This window comes from Cyanobacterium sp. T60_A2020_053, assembly GCA_015272165.1.
Taxonomy (GTDB): domain Bacteria; phylum Cyanobacteriota; class Cyanobacteriia; order Cyanobacteriales; family Cyanobacteriaceae; genus Cyanobacterium.
This window is the reverse complement of the sequence record JACYMF010000016.1, coordinates 1-18,679: the sequence shown is the minus strand read 5'-3', so window position 1 is coordinate 18,679 and position 18,679 is coordinate 1. Positions and strand designations below refer to the sequence as shown.

Genomic DNA, 18,679 nt, shown 5'->3' with positions numbered 1-18,679 from the left:
ACCGTAGGGCATACGGGAACATACGCTTGGGGAGATTTGCCCTCTTGGGCGATTGGTGCAAACCTGTCGTCTAACGGCGAGTCAGTGAACCAAGAATCCCCCACTATAACCCGTAGGGTTTAGTGGTGGGAGTGTCAATAAAACCGAAAAAAGTCTTTCCTGTCACCCAATTATCAGATGTTACCCAGTGTTCAAAGTATATTGGTAAGGCAAAAACAATTCAAGAAATGGATCAAGCTATTGCTCACGGAATTGAACAATTATGGAATCAATAATTGCCGTTGATACTAATATTCTTGTTAGATTAATTACTCAAGATGATGAAATACAATATCAGCAAAGTTTGAAGTTATTTGACCATGAAAATATCTTTATTGCTGATACTGTAATCTTGGAAACTGAATGGGTATTGCGTTTTGCTTATAAGTTTCAACCTTTAGAAATTTGTCAGGTTTTTAGAACAGTTTTTGGTTTATCTAATGTTTATTTAACTGATGAAAAGTTAATTTTACAAGTGCTTCAGTTTGCAGGTTTTAGGTGTAATTTTCAGAAGATGATCTGATTCGATCAAAAATTGAACCTAAAAAATCAATTAAGACATATTTTTTGTCAATTCTTTCACCTAATACCTAACACCTAATACCTGACACCTTTGCACCACCGAAAATTTTATCTCGAACTCAGGTTATATCAAGATTAAATAATTTTTCTGAGTTGGGCGGTAGGATATATCATAATAAAAAAGTATCATGGACATTGATAATTAATTTTTGACAGGATTAACGGCAATATTGAATTATGACTAACATTCACTGTATTAACCCCCAATGCGACACCCTCAATCCCGTCAGTGAAATGTATTGTTCTAATTGTCAAACTCCTGTTATTAAGCGATATTTAAGAGTATTAGGAGATTTTTCTCCTTTTCCCCAAAATAAAGCACTGGGCGGAGGGCGCTTTTCACCCCATCAAGGCAAAATTGTTTTAGATACTCAACCCCACTTAACCCCCCCAGCGCCCTCCGACTTATCAGATGACATCGTTTCCTACCTAAAACTTTTTTCTTATCGTCTCCACACACCGCAAGTTTACGCAGGAATTGAAGAAGAAGGGCAAGTAATTTGGTTATTGGAATATGAGGGGATTATGCTGGATGAAAACACAGGAAAACCTATTTATGAAGAGCTTTTTTGTTCTTTTTTAGAAATTTGGTCAAAGGCTTCTCCCTTTACACAAGTTAATTTGCTATGGCAAATGATTCATCTTTGGCATCCCCTCAGTAAACAGCAGATGTTATCTAGCTTATTAGATATAAACAATCTAGCAGTAAGTGGTAATTTTGTCAAGTTAATTGAACTAAAATCAGATCAAGATTTTCTTTTTAATCTGGGAAATTTAGCTAGTTTATGGCATACCCTATTACCTAAAATAAATCCAATACTTAAAGAAATTATTAATAAAATTATTCTTAGTTTAGAACAAGGTTTATTAACAAAACCAGAACAAGTTATTAGTATTTTTGACCAAATTATACATATTATTAGTAATAATAATTATATCCATAAATACGAAATAATTGCTACAACTAATGCTGGTAAAAAAAGAGAGAAAAATGAAGATGCTTGTTATCCACAACCAGATATAATAAAAGAAAGTGGTGCTGGAATCAATAGTTTAACCATTGTTTGCGATGGTTTGGGGGGACAAAAAGGAGGAGAAATAGCTTCTCGTTTAGCCATTGACACTTTAGAACAAGAATTAAATAAAGCCTACGAAAAAAAGTTAAAAGAAACCTTACATAACCAAAATTGGACACCTTTAATCGATAAAAGAAAAATTGTTATGGCGTTATCAAAGGCAAACAATCGTATTGCCAAAATTAATAATGCTAATAATAGTAAAGAACGGGATCGTATGGGTACTACGGTAGTATTAACTATGGCTATAGATCATGAAATTTATCTAGCTCATGTGGGGGATTCAAGAATATATTTAATTAGTAATTCTTCCGGCTGTCATCAGGTAACGGTGGATGACGATTTGGCATCTCGGGAAGTGCGCTTGGGTTATAGTTTATATCGAGAGGCAATAGCTACACCCCAAACGGGCGCTTTAATTCAGGCTTTAGGTACTGATTATGCTAGTCGCATTCGTCCTCATATTAAGCGTTTGATTATGAATGAGGATTGTATTTTTCTGTTATGTTCGGATGGTTTATCGGATTATGAAAGAGTAGAACAATATTGGCAAAAAGAAATGTTACCAATTTTAAGGGGTGACATTACCCTTGAGGAAGGTTTACAAAGTTTGTTGAATTTAGCCTTAGAAAAAAATGGTCATGATAATATTACCATTGCCTTAGTTCGTTGTGGTGTAACTCCCGTTAAGGATGCTCCACCGATCAAAAATTTAACTTGGGAGTATCTTACTTCCATTATTCCTAATTTACCCCAACCCAGCAAAAAGTCTCTATCAATTTCTGCTAATTTAATTCATCATCAATATTTTTGGTTAGCCCTTTTGATCATCACTATTCTGGGGTTAGGGGCGCTGAGGTATCGCCAAGGGCGCCCTTCACCGTCTAATAATCAATCTTCTTTGTCTTATAGCGAAGAATCTCAAACCCTATTTAGAAATTCCAACTTCCTGTAGTATTTTTAAAGGTTGGTATTCTTTTAATAATTGTAATTGTGCCTGATTTTTGACTAATAAAGCGCCCGCAAAACCCAAGGAATTAATAGAAATAGAGTTATATTCTGGTTGCCTACGAGGAATAATCATTAACCAATTTTCAGTAATTAATAAATTGTAATTATCAAGGCAATTATTATGATTTTTTGTTAATTTTAAATAATTCAACATTTGCTGGTATAAATCCCAAGTGAGTTTAGCGCACTCCAACGCAGATTTATCATGAGTGGTGAGGAGGGCGCTACATTGTTGATAAGATAATTCATCAATCGAAAATATCTGATTAGTCTTAACTTTATTTTGATAACTTAAAACTAAATTATCCATAGGAATAGTCGTTAATTCTGACACCAAAGGATAAGGCACGACTTGTAAATGTTTATGAGGTTGAGAAGCACCAGCGCACTTCCCAGCGTTATAAAAACCTAAACCTGAAACCTGTTTTAAAACTAGCCAAAAAGCGTGTAAATCAGCTAAATTCAATAACTTTTCTTGAGGCTCGAAATGTCGAGTAATTATTAAAACATGATTATTAACTACATTATATTTATTTAAAATACAGACATGATTTGTACCCAAATCATTAACATAAAGATTTTTTTCGTAAGGTAAAAACGGATTATATTTAGTTGTTTTTTGAATCTTATTTTGTACTTTTTTAGCGTTTTCTTTTCGAGCAATATTTTCTAAAATTCTCACAATAAAAGTAAGATTATTTTGATTGATAATTTCATAATTAGTAGGTATAGGATGAAGGGCTTTTGTTAATAAAGCCCTTTGGGTAGTTTCGGTTATTTTTTCCCACAAACTTAGATGTTCTGCTGTCATAAATCTATTCATCAAATACTTATTTTATTCGTCAACATAAAACCGATAAAAAAGATCACCATCTTTAAAGTTATGATTATCGGTGACATGATGAATAATTTTAGCATCAATTAACTGTTGTCCAATATTAATGGCTTCCGCTTTGGAAATACCATAACGATTTTGCATCCATTTTACCGCCTCACTGCCAATAAAACATTGATCGTAAGTAACTAAACGATAATGGCGATTTTTAATTTCTAACCCCCCATCACTCAGACGCATATCGTTAACTAATTTCGTAATATTGAGGGCATATAAATCAATAATGGTATTCTCCTCAATGCGCACTAACTGATTTTTAAAACACTGAAAAAGGAAAAATATATCTTCATCTTGATGACTATTTAACCATTGTTGAACCATATCTAAAGATTGACTGGGAGAAATTTTAAATCTCATCAGCATCAAGCCAGATAATTTTTCTTGTATTTCTGAAGGTGTTGGACTATTCATCATAATTTTCCCCAAATAACTCTTAAATTTTAACCTTAGTATGCAATTTTCAGTCGATTAAACAATGTTTGTTATCAGCTTTTGATTTATTCAGCAAACCCTAACTATTTTTTAATTAACTGACATTAGCCGCAATAAATCTTAAAGTACCAATGTTTCTTTCGCAATTAATCTCTCAGACTATTAATATCTCGTTTGACTGTGTAACATCAGTTAATTAATTTATGCAGTATTTGTTTTTAGAATTAAAATTGAAAATGTTACAAATAACAAAGATTATTTATCATGTCTCAATTTTACAATGAACCATATCCCGAACAAACTCGCCACATCAAAAAATACACTCGACAATTAAGTGAAGAATTACCCGATGTCATGAAGTCTTTTTATGCTTTGAGTAAAAGTGCTTCAGAGTCTAATGCCTTATCAGGGAAAGTAAAAGAATTAATTGCCTTGGCTATTGCTGTTTCTACCCGTTGCGACGGTTGTATTGCTTTTCATACCCAAGCAGCCTTAAAAGCTGGTGCAAGTAAAGAAGAAATCGTCGAAATGCTAGGGGTCACAGTATTCATGGGAGGTGGCCCATCTCTAATGTATGCAACCCATGTCATGGAAGCCATAGAACAATTTAGTCAAGAAAGCTAAACCTATTTAGGGTCTGCAGAAAAAGTGCAATAGACTTCTCCAGAAATTATAGTTTATAAACAGGGATCATGTATAAAATGTTAATAATTTATAAAAATGATACTCAAATTGATTACTAAAATAATTATTGGAGATGTCTAATGGTGAAGGCAAATTGACAGATGAGGTTTTATCCTTCTTTTTTCACTGTCTAAAAAAAATTTACCGTTCTTAGATTACAAAGCTTTGATTAACAAATCATTTTGAAACTTTTTAATCAAAATAAATTATCAGAATTGAATAATGGCTAAAACTATATCTAATAAAGGTAATTGATCAGAAAGTGAAAGATGAGGGATAGAAGCAAAAAAAAGCGCAGTTAAAAATTGATCTTGAAAAACGTCTCAAATAAATTGAACAGAAAGAGAAGGCATCTAATAAATAGTTTATATAAAATCATTAGTGTAGAGTAATTTCCAGTTTTTCACATAAGTGAGAATTTCGTGTTATTTTTTTGTCTCATTTAAAACCTCACCTTCACAATTATAATTATGATATTTTTATACTAATATTTGTTACGATTTTGTTAATTTTCGCAGTCCAATACCGAGTATCTTGAATTTTTCATAAACTTTTCCTAATATTTTTTGTTAGGCACTCCTCCTCCTGATTTGCTCATAAATAAAGATATTCTGTTATTGTGAGGGATAAAGAAAAATCTCAAACCTTTTATTTTTTGTTAACTTGCCTAAGGCCAGCAGCTCATACCTTATGGTTAGGCATTTTACTATATCATCAAGAGATTCTCTTAAGTATCTCATTTAAAAGATTACTTTTCTTGACAATTTCTTATAAATGAGATTACAATAGAAACATCAACATTGGAGAAAAGTTATGAGAAAGTAGCAAGGTCAATCGTAGAGATGACATTATCACAACAGTCAACTCTTGATAATGACAGGATTCAAACTGGCAAAATCAAAACGAAAAATACCGATTGGCTTTTATGGTAAAAATTGTAACTTTTTTGTTAATGCTTTCTCATGAGTCTTTTTTCATATCGTGTCTTAACTATCAAAAAATTCTAATTTTCGTAAATCTTGCATAAATCAGTAATTTTTACCTGATAAATAAGTAAAGAGTTTCATCGTCAATAACTAAACACAAAAGCACACATCATTAATCGCACAGGATACAAAAATTATGCTTCTCAGTAAACTATTTGTTCGTTTTTACAAATCTTTTAATTATGACTATCTCAAAAAATCTACAGTAGATCAATCTCAAGCTCAAGAATGGGAATGGGTAGATAATGATAAAACCCTATGGTTTCCTTATGTTGAAATCCCCATCGATGGTAAGATTACTACGGTTGTTGGTGCAAATGAATCAGGAAAATCACATCTATTAAGTGCAATCGAAAAAGGAATTACAGGGCAAGGAATAGAAAGAGAAGATTTTTGTCGTTATTCTCAATTTTTCACTGTTACCAAAGATAAATCCATGTTTCCTAATTTTGGTTTCGAGTGGAAAAATTTAACAGAAAATGAACAAAGTAAATTACGAGAATTTATCAACATTCCTAAGACAGTGAAATGTTCTGAATTTTTAATGTTTCGCACAAATCAAGATGTTACTATTTATCTGAAAGATGAAAAAACTGATGAATATAAAGAGTATCCTATTAATGATTTTAGTTTTTCCAATTTTTTACCAAGTATTTTGCCTATTAACTCAAAAATTGCTTTACCTGATAGTGTTTCAATTCAGAAGATAATTAATAAAAGTAATGCAAGTAAAGATTCTCAATCCAGTAATACTAGCACTCTATTATTAAATTTAGAAAAATGGAAACAGGTAAATGATTTATTAAATGATATTAGCAAAAAAGCCCCTATTCCCTGTGATAGTGAACACACAAATGGAGGATATTGGCATGATGATGAAGGAAGACATCGTCGAGCAGAGGACTTAGAACGACAATATTTAGATATTACAACAAGTCATAGAAATTCTATTAAAAAATATAATGAGCTTCAAGAAATTTTAAAGTCAGCTACAAAGTACGAAAATGATTTTGATGAAGTCGAACTGGCATATAAATTAATTTGTAATGTAGCAGAAATAGATGTAGATTTTTTAGCTGAAATTATCAAAAATTCTTTTAATGCAAAAAAACAAGGGTATGTTGCCGCTATTATTGACAAAATCAACAAAAGTCTGTCGGAAAGATTAAATTTTCCCAGTTGGTGGGTACAGGATAAAGAATTTAAGTTAGTGGTTTCTTTGAGTAATTATCATCTTAAGTTTGCTATTAAAGATAAAACGGGCAGTACTTATTCATTTTCCGAACGAAGCCAAGGGCTAAAATACTTTCTCAGCTACTATATTCAATATAAGGCTCATAATCCTATTCCCAATAAATCAGAAATATTGCTGATGGATGAACCCGATGCTTTTTTATCTAGTCAAGCTCAACAAGACTTAATGAAAATATTTAAAGCATTTGCTGATGGTAAGGATAAAAGAGAGCCAGTGCAAGTTATTTTTGTAACCCATTCACCATTTTTAATTGACAAAAATAATCCCAAAAGACTTCGAGTTTTAGAAAAAGGAGCTGAAGAAGAAGGAACAAGAGTAGTTAATGATATTGGCAGAAATCATTATGAACCGTTGAGAACTTCTGTTGGTTCTTTAGTGGGTGAAACTGCCTTTATGGGGAATTGTAACTTAATAGTATCCCGTTTATCAGATCAAATTTTAATTGCAGGATTAACAACTTATTTCAATGAGTTAAATGAAGGGAAAAATAATATCTCTGCTCCAGAAAAAATTGACTTATTAGACTTAAATCACATAACAATTATTCCCGCAGGAGATGTTACACAAATTCCCTACATGATAAAATTACTACGACAAGACACAGAAAAACCAGCAATAATCACTGTTTTAAATGCAGACAAAATTAGTCAAGAGGTTTATTCCAAATTTGATGATGATAAAAGTGATAAATTTGTGGATGCTTTCGTTATTTTAATTAAGTCAATCGAGAAATTTAATGCACAGGATAAAAGTACATCATTCAAAGTTACTGAATTAGAAGACTTAATACCTTTGTCAATAGCGGTTAAAGCATTATTAAAATATGCTCATCTTTTTACAGAAGATAAGGATGTTTTGGACAAAATTACTGTAGAAAAAATTAAATCTACTTTCAATGATCAAGAAACATCGTTTATTAACCTTCAGAAATATATGGAAAAATATGAGATTTGTTTAGATCGATTTGGTTTTGTGAAAAGTGTTCTTGAGGTAATTAAAAATGAAGATATGCTATCAGAAGAACTAGATATTTTAAAGGATAATTTTAAACTACTTTTTGAACAAATTAATGATAAAAAAAGAAAAGCTGAGTTAGAGTTTTCCAAAGAAAAAATTGCTACAAAAGTAAGTCGTTTCATTAAAACCTTTGAAATGGATTATCCTAAAAACGCTAAAAAAGTAGATGCAGAAGAATTGTTTAACAAAATCGAAAATATTTTAGATAATAGTAAAGAAAGTAATGAGATTATTAAGACAATTAACGAAATTCGTAAAGAATATCAATTACAAGAAAATCCATTAGAAGAAATTAAAGAATTTCAAAAATTTATTAAGGATTTAAGTAATATTAAATATTCTCCAGTTCTATCCACACAGGAAAAAGAAAAGGAAAGATTATCTTCTTATGTCCCAAATAAAGATACTAAAACAACCTCTAAGAGACCACCCAAAGGATTTCAAAATAAAAACTAAATTGAATAATCATTATGGCTCTTCATTACTTGGTATGGAAATTGCATTTTGAGAACGAGAGAGTAAGGCTTACAGTCTCGGTAGCATACTATCTCGTGAAGACCCATCATTATTCACTAATAGCAATCTGAACATTGTAGCCTCGTCCATTTATTACGAGGCAATTTAAAACATTTCTTTTGACAATTTGCATAAATTAATAAAGTGAGAATGATAAGTAAATTAGAATGTATGATTTCAGATAAAACAGTGTAAATTAGAGAAAAATTTATTATGGATAGAGCATTAACATTATCACAAGCAAATCTCAAAATGGCTTTATGGCAAATAGAAGTCGATTCAATGAATGATACAGATTTATATGTATGGATTTCCAACGCAGGTTTTAGTGATTCTATAGCCCTTAGATTACACGAACTAATAAAGAAAGTACAACAAATCGGGAATAAAGTAATTTCTGTCGGTAAAATTATCTTAATAAAAATTCTCGAATTTATTAAAGCACATCCTCATTTAGCGATCGGTGTTGCATTAGGTATTTCTGTAAGTATTTTAGTTCGTTCAATTCCCTTCTTTGGACAATTTTTAGCACCTTTAGCAATGATATTGGGTGTTGGTATTGGAGCGATCGCAGGGCATCGACTAGATAAAAAACAAAAAGGGGAAGAAGTTTACGGGGTAACAATTATTGAGCAAACTCAAGAAGTTATTGAAATTTTTAAAGAATTTTTCTATTTATTAATAGAAGTATTCCGTTTAGTATTCGCTGAAATCAACTCATGATATATATTTTGCATTAAATTTTTTCAAGATGGAGACTTAAAAATTATGTCCGAAGATAAAATACCCAGTAAAAAAGAATTACTTACAGCACTCAAAAAACTGGAAAAAAATCCAAAAGATAGCGTGGCAATCTTAGGTGAAATCGGAATAGTTGTCTTTGGTGCTGGTGTAGTCGGTTGGGCTGTGGCTTCAATGGGCGTGACATCTGCAATTCCAGTTATTACAGCCATAACAGGTTTTGTCTTAGTAGAAGCTACTCCCATTGGTTGGGTTGCAACCGCAGCCGTTGCAGGAGGTGCAGCCGCTTATGGTTTAACACAAATCGTCAAACACGGTTCTCAAATAGAAGCAAAAAAAGCACAGTTAAAAATTGACCTTGAAAAACGTATCAAAGAAATTGAACAGAAAAAGGAAAAACCAAATATAAAAGACTTAAGTCATTTCTATAATGTCCTATACAGAGCTTTAGATTACGATCGCATCGACAAAAAAGACGCTTTTGATTTATTAAAAGCTATTTCCAGTGGAAAAATGCGTCTTACCGAAGCCTATAAATTAATTAATGACATATTAGATAACTAAACTACAAAATCGAGAAGAAAATGTATGGGTGGAAGTGGGCAGAAAAATTTTCTGCCCCTACATTTTTCCGTAGGGGTTGAATAATATTCAACCCAACCTCATCAAAAAATATTATTTACTATATATAAAAATATCATTCAAACATGGACAAGAAAGGATTAATAATTGTCAGTTTTTCATTGATGACTAAACCATGTTGCATATCCTCTGAATAAATAACATTAACAGGAGATACTAATGCACAAGAAACAATTAAACTATCCCAATACGAAAAATTATATTTTCTCCTAAGTTCACACGCATTTTTCATTTCAATAGATGTTAAACAAATAATCTGACATTGTTCTTCAAACTCTTCAATAATTTGGTATATTTGTCTATCTGAAAAATTAGCTTTTCGTTTAAGTACAGAGCAAGTTTCTGTAATTATTTGCGTGCTGATAACAATATTTGTAGAATTAGTTAAACTAATGGCAATTTCTCTTTTTTTTTGATATGTAAAATGTTCTGAATTTCGGTCAAAAAGAAAGCGATAAAGCCAAATATTAGAATCTACAAAAAATTTACGATCTTTCATGAATATCGTCTCTGGTTAATTTTTGCCAATCATTAACTATAATAGGATTTTCTGCTAATTCGTCCATTAATCGCCTTTTTTTCAGAGGTTTAATGATAACCTCAACTTCTAAATCTTCTGTTAAATTTTCATTATATTCTTGAGGAATTACAATCATTCCTTGATTAACTTTCGTAGTAAATTCAATGGCATTTATATTGAACATAAGTTTATGGTATTACCAGTAGATGATATTTTCTACATCTTAACAAAGACTTTACGGGGAGTCTCCCAGAAAAATAAGAGAATGTAACAGAATGTAACAAAAAATGGTGCGTAACCGTAAAAATTAATGAGGATATAAGTAAAAGAGCCTATTTTCGTGGTAAAACCTATAAAGAGCTTATCTTACGCTCTGTAATAATTCTTAACATATATCCGATAAATCCAATAAATTCAGGAGTTTACACATTAATGTTTACAAACGTAAAATCCGCCATCAGACATATAGCGCCCTCCGAACTACAAGGAAGGGCATTGATGAAGGTGGTTTATGTTGTTTTAGAACCACAATACCAAAGTTCTATTTCTTCAGCAGTAAAAGCCATTAACGCCCATAACCCTAACCTTGCCATTGAGATTAGCGGTTATCTGATCGAAGAATTAAGAAGCCCCGACAATTACGAAGAATTTAAAAAAGACGTAGCCGAAGCTAATATCTTCATTGCTTCTTTGATTTTCATTGAAGAATTAGCTCAAAAAGTCGTTGAAGCCGTCACTCCTCATCGTGATAACTTAGATGTTGCTGTGGTTTTCCCCTCCATGCCCGAAGTAATGCGCCTCAACAAAATGGGTAGCTTCAGCATGGCGCAATTAGGGCAAAGCAAAAGCGTCATCGGCGAGTTTATGAAAAAGCGTAAACAGAAAAATGGCGCTGGTTTTGAAGATGCCATGCTCAAATTATTACGCACCTTGCCTACGGTATTAAAATATTTACCCGTAGAAAAAGCCCAAGACGCGCGCAACTTCATGTTAAGTTTTCAATACTGGTTAGGTGGTAACGCCGACAACCTCGAAAACTTCTTCTTGATGTTAGCTGATAAATACGTTTTCACGGGGGAAAAATCCTTACTCAGTAAAAGGGATTATAACGAGCCTACCGTGTATCCTGACATGGGTATTTGGCATCCCCTCGCGCCGAAAATGTTTGAAGACATCAAGGCATATCTTAACTGGTACAATAACCGTGATGACATCAATGATGACTTGAGAGACCCTTTAGCGCCCACCATCGGTTTAGTCTTACAAAGGACTCACCTTGTTACGGGAGATGATGCGCACTATGTGGCAATGTTACAGGAATTGGAGTATAGGGGCGCTAGAGTTATTCCCATTTTTGCTGGTGGTTTAGACTTCTCCAAACCTGTGGACGAGTATTTCTTAGATAAACCAGTGCAAGGGGTTGAACCTTTACCCATCGTTGATGCAGTGGTATCTTTAACAGGATTTGCCCTTGTGGGTGGACCTGCGCGTCAAGATCACCCCAAAGCCATTGAATCTTTAAAACGCTTAAACCGCCCTTATATGGTGGCTTTACCGTTGGTATTCCAAACTACGGAAGAATGGGAAGAAAGCGATCTCGGTTTACACCCCATCCAAGTGGCTTTACAAATTGCTATCCCTGAGTTAGATGGGGCGATTGAGCCGATCATCCTCTCTGGGCGTGATGGTAACACCGGCAGATCAATTACTCTCCAAGACAGGGTAGAAGCTATTGCGGGGCGCGCTTTAAAATGGACAAATTTACGCAAAAAACCCAAATTAGAGAAAAAATTAGCGATTACCGTTTTTAGTTTTCCTCCCGATAAAGGTAACGTAGGTACTGCTGCTTATTTAGATGTTTTCGGTTCGATCCATGAAGTGCTAAAAGGCATGAAAAATAACGGCTATGACGTGCAAGATGTGCCGGAAACTGCTAAAGAATTGATGGAATTAGTAATCCATGATGCTCAAGCGCAGTATTCCAGCCCTGAATTAAACGTTGCCTATCGCATGAGTGTGGAAGAATACGAGCGTTTAACTCCTTATTCTCACAAATTAGAAGAAAATTGGGGGGCGCCTCCGGGACATCTTAACAGCGATGGACAAAATTTGTTAATCTACGGTAAACATTTTGGTAATGTGTTTATTGGGGTACAACCTACCTTCGGTTATGAAGGCGATCCGATGCGCTTGTTATTCTCTCGCTCGGCTTCTCCTCATCATGGTTTTGCCGCTTACTATACCTATCTTGAGAAAGTTTGGGGTGTTGATGCCGTATTACATTTTGGTACTCATGGCTCGTTGGAATTTATGCCCGGCAAACAAATGGGGATGTCTAATGACTGTTACCCTGATAGTTTGATCGGTAATATTCCTAATATCTACTACTATGCTGCTAATAACCCCAGTGAGGCAACTATTGCCAAACGCCGTAGTTATGCCGCCACTATTTCTTATTTAACTCCTCCTGCGGAAAATGCTGGACTTTACAAAGGTTTAGAGGAGTTGAGCGAGTTAATTGGTTCTTATCAGAGTTTGAAAGATAGTGGGCGCGGTGTGCAAATTGTCAATACCATTGTGGATAAAGCCCGTATTTGTAATCTTGATAAGGATATTCCTGAAATTGCTTCCCCCGAAGGGCAAGAGGCGGATTTATTTGATTCCAGCGCCCTCCACCAAGATCAAAGAGATACGATTGTGGGCGCTGTGTATCGCAAGTTGATGGAAATTGAATCTCGCTTATTACCCTGTGGCTTACACGTTATCGGTAAACCGCCAACGGCAGAAGAAGCTATTGCCACTTTAGTTAATATCGCTAGTTTAGACCGTGAAGATGACGGTATTATGGCATTAACCACCATTATCGCCAAGAGTATTGGGCGTAATATGGAAGAAATCTACCGTAATGCTGATAAAGGGGTATTAGCGGATGTGGAGTTATTACAGCATATCACAGAGGCAACCAGAGGAGCGGTAAGAGCTTTAGTGGAGGAGCAAATCAACGCCGAAGGGCGCGTTTCCCTCGTTTCTAAGCTCAATTTCTTTAATATGGGCAAAAAAGAACCTTGGGTAGCTAAATTACATGGATTTGGTTACACCAATGTGGATGAAAAAGCCCTCAAGCCTTTGTTTGAATACTTAGAGTTCTGTTTAACGCAGGTGTGCGCTGATAATGAGTTAGGTGGTTTATTAAAAGCCCTTGATGGTGAATATGTACTACCCGGACCCGGTGGTGATCCCATCCGTAATCCTAACGTATTACCTACTGGTAAAAATATTCACGCTTTAGACCCCCAAAAAATCCCTACTTTGGCGGCGGTACAATCAGCTAAAATCGTTGTGGATCGCTTGTTAGAGCGTCAAAAAATGGATAATGGTGGTAAATATCCCGAAACCATCGCTTGTGTATTATGGGGTACAGATAACATCAAAACCTACGGGGAATCTTTAGCACAAATTATGTGGATGATTGGGGTGAAACCCGTGCCTGATGCTTTAGGGCGTGTTAACAAATTAGAGTTAATCCCCTTAGAAGAATTGGGTCGTCCTCGTATTGATGTGGTGGTAAACTGTTCTGGTGTATTCCGTGACTTATTCATCAATCAAATGAATTTGTTAGATCAAGCGGTGAAAAAGGCTGCTGAAGCTGACGAACCTTTAGAGATGAATTTTGTCCGTAAACACGCTTTAGCACAAGCTGAGGAAATGGGTGTTAATTTACGTCAAGCGGCAACCCGTGTATTTTCTAATGCTTCTGGTTCATATTCTAGTAATGTTAACTTAGCGGTGGAGAATAGTAGTTGGGAAGAAGAGCAAGAATTGCGGGATATGTATTTAAACCGTAAATCTTTTGCTTTTAACTCTGATAATCCGGGAGTAATGGATGAAAGTCGAGACATTTTTGAGAAATCCTTAAAAACTGCTGATGCTACTTTCCAAAATCTTGATTCTTCGGAGATTAGTTTAACGGATGTATCTCACTATTTCGATTCTGATCCTACTAAAGTTGTGGCTAGTTTGCGTGATGATGGTAAAAAACCTTCTGCCTATATTGCCGATACCACTACCGCTAACGCCCAAGTGCGCACTTTATCGGAAACCGTGCGCTTGGATGCGCGCACCAAGTTACTCAATCCTAAATGGTATGAGGGTATGTTATCCCATGGCTATGAGGGAGTAAGGGAATTATCGAAACGCCTTGTTAATACCATGGGCTGGAGTGCCACTGCTGATGCTGTGGATAATTGGGTTTATGAAGATACCAATACTACCTTTATCCAAGATGAGGAGATGTCTAAACGGTTGATGGATTTAAATCCTAATTCTTTCCGTCGCATGGTTAGCACTTTATTGGAGGTTAACGGGCGCGGTTATTGGGAAACTTCTGATGAGAATATCGAAAGGTTACAACAACTTTATCAAGAAGCGGAAGACCGCATCGAAGGTATTGAGTAATCATTAACGAGAATCATAAAATTATCTTAGGGTGGGCTTCGGCTCACCTTTAAATTTAATTGTTAATTAACTTGAATGATTAAAAATGGCTGAATTACCAGAAGAAATTACCACAATAGTTTTAGAATTACAAAAACAATTATTATCCGTTATTCATAAAACCACTGAAACTACATTTATTCTTTTAGAAACCTATGGAGAAACAGAATTAACAATTATTTCTCTTAACGATCTTGATAATATTAGAGAAAGAGCAAATACTTATTATTCACGATTCTATACACTTTTGCTAAGAATTGCAGACTCTCAACCCACAGCTAGTAATGCTATGCTAGAATTGTTGGAGCGTTCTATTGAAGAAGCACAAGGAACAATAGCAGCATCAGAAGGGACGATTAAAGACGAAAAAAGAAATTGGAATTTATCATGACACAACAACCATTTACTCCCGATATAGAAAAAATTAAAGCTACATCTGCGAAGGTAAAAAAACTTTGTGAACGAATGGACGCTGAAATCTTAATTTTAGATGATATTATTGCCCAATTAGATGAACAAAATCGAAATTCTCCTTTATATCAATATCGTTTAAATAAGGCTAAAAGATTATTGAAAATAGAATCACCGATTAATGTCTAAAATAAATAAACTGATGACAGAAGAAATAGAAGTTCATACCAGTTGTGGTAACGTATTTGCTGATTTAGGATTTCCCCATGCAGAGGAAATGTTAGTAAAAGCAGAGTTAGTAAGAAAAATTAATAATATTATTGTTGAGAGAAATTTAACTGATTTAGATGTTGCTGAAACTTTAGAAATAGAGGTTGATCAAGTACCTGATTTACTTCATGGGAGATTATTAAGTTTTCCGTTAGAAAGTTTACTCAAATTCCTGAATATTTTAGGTCAAGATATAGAAATTAAAGTTAAAACAACTATTAAAAATAATCCTCAAGGAAAAATTCTTGTCAACTTATCCTAAATAATAAAATACAAAAGCTGTATTCATTAAAAAACAAAATTTTAATCTGTCATGACACAAGAAAAATTTATCCCTAAACAAATTTAAAAAACTTTCCTTAAATTTCAAGAACTTTTTAAGTGGACGGATACTGAAATTCTTGTTTTAGATAATAGCGCCCTCCCCCTTTTTAATTTATTATATAGTTTTAACAGAAATTAATGGTATGAGTGGGGTTACACAAAATGAATAATGAGTATGATCAAATATCAGAAAAAATCTTAGAAAAATTGACTGAAGTTATTGTTGAACAACTAGATGTTCAGTCTGAAAAAGTAACTCTTGATGCTAATTTTTATAAGGATTTAGGTTTAGCCCCTTATGATTTGGATGATTTAGATAAAGTGGAATTTGTCATGGCTATAGAGGAAGCATTTGAAGTTGAAATAACTGATGAAGAAGCTGAACATTTTTATACAGTAAGAGACCTTTTCAATCTTCTCCTAAATAAAGAATCTGTCGTTGAACTTAATATTAAAAGAGAACTAGAAGAGATAAAAAGACAACAGCAAAGAGAAAAGATCAAAAGACAAGAAGAAAGAGAAATAGAAATAGAAAAGATCAAAAGACAAGAACAAATACCAAAAGAAATTTTTAAGTTTTTAAGAAATCAAAATATTCAAGTACCTGAAGTTATATCAAGCATTAATAATGGTGAGATTGAACGTATTAAAAAGAGAGTAGAATTTATCGAAAATTCAATACAAGAAAAAAAATGGGAAGTTAATAAATTCAAAAAAACTATCCAAAACTTAAATGAAGAAATAGAAATTTTACAAGCAGAATTAAATCAGTTTTTGTAAGGTGCGATTGAACTTTAATTATTATAAGAGGCAAAATCGATACTATTGCGTCCTTCATAAGGTTTAGAACTTATAGTGTATTTGTATAGGCGCATAAGTTCTAAAAAATTATGATCAAAAAATGGAAGTTTTAAGGCAAAATATGGGTAACACAGCGCACGTAAAACTATGCAATCCAATCAGACTAAGACACAATACGACGAATTATTACAGAGGAATGGTCAAATCCCTGACCAAAAAGAAGAAAAAGAACCCATTAACCTTGATACTTCCGATTTTGAGCGAGATGTAATTCTCAAACCTTCTCCAGTGTGGTCAAGGGCAATGACTTGGAGTATCGTAGGAGTAACTACTTTTGCGGTGGGGTGGGCGTATTTTGCCAAAATTGAACAGGTAGTGGGCGCCCAAGGGCTGTTAAAGCCTAAAACTACTGTACAGGAAATCCAAGCGCCCCTCAACGGTGTAGTTAGCACTGTGCAGGTGGAAGACGGGCAAAGAATTGAAGAAGGGGATTCTTTGGTAACTTTTGATTCCGATGCGACAACATCTCAGTTAGTTTCTTTGGAAGCCATTAGAAATTCTTTGGTGAAAGAAAATGGTTTTTATCGTACTTTGATGAATACTCCTTTAACTCAAGAGGTGGTAGAAAAAAATGTTATTGATTTGGAGTTACCGCCCGAAATACAGGCTTTAGCCTTGAATCGTCAAAATATTATCCAAGAAAATGATTTATTTGCCATGCAGTTGGGGGAGGGTGCTACAGGTTCTCTCAATGGTCAACAAATCGCCCGTTTAAATGCGTCTAATAATGAATCTGAGTCCCGGGCGCTAGTAGCTCAATTTCGCATCGAACAGCTACAAAAACAGTTAAATCAAAATCAGTTACAATTACAAGACGCTAGGCAACAGTTGGTAAATGATCGTCAAGTTTTAGCGGAAATTCAACGCCGTAACCGTGAAACCATCGCTCAAGCGGAAGAAAGTTTAAAAATAGATCAGGAAATTTTAGAAAATATTAGTCCTCTAACGGTGGAGGGCGCTGTAGCAAAAATTCAAACGGACTTACAAAAACAACGAGTTCAAGATCGTCGTGCTAGTATCATTGAAAGTCGAGCTAATGGTCAAATTGAAGCAGAAAGGCAACAACAACAAGTAGAAACTCGTCAAGCTGAAATTAAACAGTTAGAAGAAGAAAGGCAACGGATTAACTTGCAAATTAGTCAAGGTGAAGAAGAATTGCGCAATACAAGGGCGCTGACAGAAAAGGATATAAGAGATCGTATTGCAGGAAATAATCAACGTATAGCGGAGATTGATAGTCAAATTAATAAAATTATTGTGGATAATGAGAAAAGAATTGCGGAATTAAATAGTCAAATTAGTTCAGCCCAGCAAACCATGAAATATCAGGAGTTAAAATCACCTGTTTCTGGTACAGTGTTTGACCTACAAGCGCACCCCGGCTTTGTGCCGAGAAGTGGGCAATCCGAGGCATTATTAAAAATTGTACCTGATCCCGGTCCTAATAATCCTCTCATTGCTGAAGTCTATGTAACCAATGCTGACATCGGTTTTGTACAAGTTGGGCAAGAGGTTGACGTGCGCATTGACTCTTTTTCTTATAGTGAATTTGGTGATATTAAAGGAGAAGTAACCTTTATTGGTTCAGATGCACTACCTCCAGACCAGATTTATAATTTTTATCGTTTTCCCGTGAAGGTGGAATTGGAGCAACAAAATTTATTGATTAGAGGAGAACCTGCGGAGTTACAATCGGGGATGTCTGTGAGTGTTAATATTAAGGTTCGAGAAAATCGCACTGTCTTGAGTTTGTTTACGGAATTATTCACCAAAAAAGTCGATAGTCTTAAACAAGTCAGGTAAAGGGCAAAGGATAATGGGCAAAGGATAATGGGCAATTGATAATTAAAAAAATTAAATATTAATTCTCCCTTTCTCCCTCTGCTTCCCTTTCTCCCTCTGCTTCCCTTTCTCCCTCTGCTT

The 18,679-nt window shown here is 34.3% G+C and carries 17 protein-coding genes; 13 read left to right on the top strand and 4 right to left on the bottom strand.

The window, feature by feature from the left end; translation table 11 throughout:
• Positions 1–131 precede the first annotated feature (131 nt).
• The 3 genes from IGQ45_02800 to IGQ45_02790 all read left to right on the top strand — a co-directional run bounded on the left by IGQ45_02800 (position 132) and on the right by IGQ45_02790 (position 2,652).
• A complete protein-coding gene (locus IGQ45_02800) occupies positions 132–275 on the top strand; it encodes a hypothetical protein (protein MBF2056156.1) in 144 nt (47 codons plus the stop codon).
• Entirely contained in the window at positions 272–562 is a 291-nt protein-coding gene (locus IGQ45_02795; GenBank protein ID MBF2056155.1) for a type II toxin-antitoxin system VapC family toxin, read from the top strand. Before IGQ45_02800 ends, IGQ45_02795 begins: the two co-directional genes overlap by 4 nt.
• 236 nt (positions 563–798) lie before the next feature.
• A complete protein-coding gene (locus tag IGQ45_02790; GenBank protein ID MBF2056154.1) occupies positions 799–2,652 on the top strand; it encodes a protein phosphatase 2C domain-containing protein in 1,854 nt (617 codons plus the stop codon).
• Here IGQ45_02790 and IGQ45_02785 read toward each other — a convergent pair.
• Both IGQ45_02785 and IGQ45_02780 read right to left on the bottom strand, forming a co-directional pair.
• A complete protein-coding gene (locus IGQ45_02785; GenBank protein MBF2056153.1) occupies positions 2,626–3,519 on the bottom strand; it encodes a phosphorylase in 894 nt (297 codons plus the stop codon). The genes IGQ45_02790 and IGQ45_02785 overlap by 27 nt on opposite strands.
• Before the next feature lie 24 nt (positions 3,520–3,543).
• Positions 3,544–4,017, bottom strand: a complete 474-nt coding sequence (locus tag IGQ45_02780) for a hypothetical protein (protein ID MBF2056152.1) — start codon at positions 4,015–4,017, stop codon at positions 3,544–3,546.
• Positions 4,018–4,389: 372 nt separating this feature from the next.
• Here IGQ45_02780 and IGQ45_02775 point away from each other — a divergent pair, with 372 nt between their 5' ends.
• The 4 genes from IGQ45_02775 (at position 4,390) to IGQ45_02760 (ending at position 9,798) form a co-directional block, all read left to right on the top strand.
• A complete protein-coding gene (locus IGQ45_02775; GenBank protein MBF2056151.1) occupies positions 4,390–4,659 on the top strand; it encodes a carboxymuconolactone decarboxylase family protein in 270 nt (89 codons plus the stop codon).
• Positions 4,660–5,841: 1,182 nt separating this feature from the next.
• Entirely contained in the window at positions 5,842–8,433 is a 2,592-nt protein-coding gene (locus IGQ45_02770; protein MBF2056150.1) for an AAA family ATPase, read from the top strand.
• 273 nt (positions 8,434–8,706) lie between these two features.
• Positions 8,707–9,216 (top strand): DUF2273 domain-containing protein, encoded by a 510-nt coding sequence (locus tag IGQ45_02765; GenBank protein ID MBF2056149.1) that lies wholly within the window; start codon positions 8,707–8,709, stop codon positions 9,214–9,216.
• A 45-nt stretch (positions 9,217–9,261) separates the two neighbouring features.
• A complete protein-coding gene (locus IGQ45_02760; protein MBF2056148.1) occupies positions 9,262–9,798 on the top strand; it encodes a hypothetical protein in 537 nt (178 codons plus the stop codon).
• Positions 9,799–9,931: 133 nt separating this feature from the next.
• Here the strand turns inward: IGQ45_02760 and IGQ45_02755 are convergent, their stop codons facing one another.
• Both IGQ45_02755 and IGQ45_02750 read right to left on the bottom strand, forming a co-directional pair.
• Positions 9,932–10,375, bottom strand: a complete 444-nt coding sequence (locus IGQ45_02755; GenBank protein MBF2056147.1) for a PIN domain-containing protein — start codon at positions 10,373–10,375, stop codon at positions 9,932–9,934.
• Entirely contained in the window at positions 10,362–10,580 is a 219-nt protein-coding gene (locus IGQ45_02750; protein ID MBF2056146.1) for a hypothetical protein, read from the bottom strand. The genes IGQ45_02755 and IGQ45_02750 overlap by 14 nt, the downstream gene beginning before the upstream one ends.
• Before the next feature lie 248 nt (positions 10,581–10,828).
• Here IGQ45_02750 and IGQ45_02745 point away from each other — a divergent pair, with 248 nt between their 5' ends.
• The 6 genes from IGQ45_02745 (at position 10,829) to IGQ45_02720 (ending at position 18,559) form a co-directional block, all read left to right on the top strand.
• On the top strand, positions 10,829–14,851 hold the full coding sequence (locus IGQ45_02745; GenBank protein MBF2056145.1) for a magnesium chelatase subunit H: 4,023 nt from the start codon (positions 10,829–10,831) through the stop codon (positions 14,849–14,851).
• A gap of 85 nt (positions 14,852–14,936) precedes the next feature.
• Positions 14,937–15,281, top strand: coding sequence for a hypothetical protein (locus tag IGQ45_02740; GenBank protein MBF2056144.1), 345 nt, complete (start codon positions 14,937–14,939; stop codon positions 15,279–15,281).
• Positions 15,278–15,490 (top strand): hypothetical protein, encoded by a 213-nt coding sequence (locus IGQ45_02735; protein ID MBF2056143.1) that lies wholly within the window; start codon positions 15,278–15,280, stop codon positions 15,488–15,490. The genes IGQ45_02740 and IGQ45_02735 overlap by 4 nt, the downstream gene beginning before the upstream one ends.
• A 13-nt stretch (positions 15,491–15,503) precedes the next feature.
• Positions 15,504–15,833: an XRE family transcriptional regulator gene (locus tag IGQ45_02730; protein MBF2056142.1), complete on the top strand. Its 330-nt coding sequence runs from the start codon at positions 15,504–15,506 to the stop codon at positions 15,831–15,833.
• Between the two features lie 245 nt (positions 15,834–16,078).
• The gene (locus IGQ45_02725; GenBank protein ID MBF2056141.1) at positions 16,079–16,675 is read left to right on the top strand and encodes an acyl carrier protein; all 597 of its coding nucleotides are present in this window, start codon (positions 16,079–16,081) and stop codon (positions 16,673–16,675) included.
• Between the two features lie 168 nt (positions 16,676–16,843).
• Positions 16,844–18,559: an HlyD family efflux transporter periplasmic adaptor subunit gene (locus tag IGQ45_02720; protein ID MBF2056140.1), complete on the top strand. Its 1,716-nt coding sequence runs from the start codon at positions 16,844–16,846 to the stop codon at positions 18,557–18,559.
• Positions 18,560–18,679: the final 120 nt, after the last annotated feature.

Bases quoted from the DNA above. Each gene is read 5' to 3' on its own strand.
- IGQ45_02760 (MBF2056148.1), top strand. From the start codon at position 9,262: ATGTCCGAAGATAAAATACCCAGTAAAAAAGAATTACTTACAGCACTC.
- IGQ45_02790 (MBF2056154.1), top strand. From the start codon at position 799: ATGACTAACATTCACTGTATTAACCCCCAATGCGACACCCTCAATCCC.
- IGQ45_02735 (MBF2056143.1), top strand. From the start codon at position 15,278: ATGACACAACAACCATTTACTCCCGATATAGAAAAAATTAAAGCTACA.
- IGQ45_02775 (MBF2056151.1), top strand. From the start codon at position 4,390: ATGAAGTCTTTTTATGCTTTGAGTAAAAGTGCTTCAGAGTCTAATGCC.
- IGQ45_02780 (MBF2056152.1), bottom strand. From the start codon at position 4,017: ATGATGAATAGTCCAACACCTTCAGAAATACAAGAAAAATTATCTGGC.
- IGQ45_02730 (MBF2056142.1), top strand. From the start codon at position 15,504: ATGACAGAAGAAATAGAAGTTCATACCAGTTGTGGTAACGTATTTGCT.
- IGQ45_02720 (MBF2056140.1), top strand. From the start codon at position 16,844: ATGCAATCCAATCAGACTAAGACACAATACGACGAATTATTACAGAGG.
- IGQ45_02770 (MBF2056150.1), top strand. From the start codon at position 5,842: ATGCTTCTCAGTAAACTATTTGTTCGTTTTTACAAATCTTTTAATTAT.
- IGQ45_02745 (MBF2056145.1), top strand. From the start codon at position 10,829: ATGTTTACAAACGTAAAATCCGCCATCAGACATATAGCGCCCTCCGAA.
- IGQ45_02755 (MBF2056147.1), bottom strand. From the start codon at position 10,375: ATGAAAGATCGTAAATTTTTTGTAGATTCTAATATTTGGCTTTATCGC.
- IGQ45_02740 (MBF2056144.1), top strand. From the start codon at position 14,937: ATGGCTGAATTACCAGAAGAAATTACCACAATAGTTTTAGAATTACAA.
- IGQ45_02765 (MBF2056149.1), top strand. From the start codon at position 8,707: ATGGATAGAGCATTAACATTATCACAAGCAAATCTCAAAATGGCTTTA.
- IGQ45_02785 (MBF2056153.1), bottom strand. From the start codon at position 3,519: ATGACAGCAGAACATCTAAGTTTGTGGGAAAAAATAACCGAAACTACC.
- IGQ45_02750 (MBF2056146.1), bottom strand. From the start codon at position 10,580: ATGTTCAATATAAATGCCATTGAATTTACTACGAAAGTTAATCAAGGA.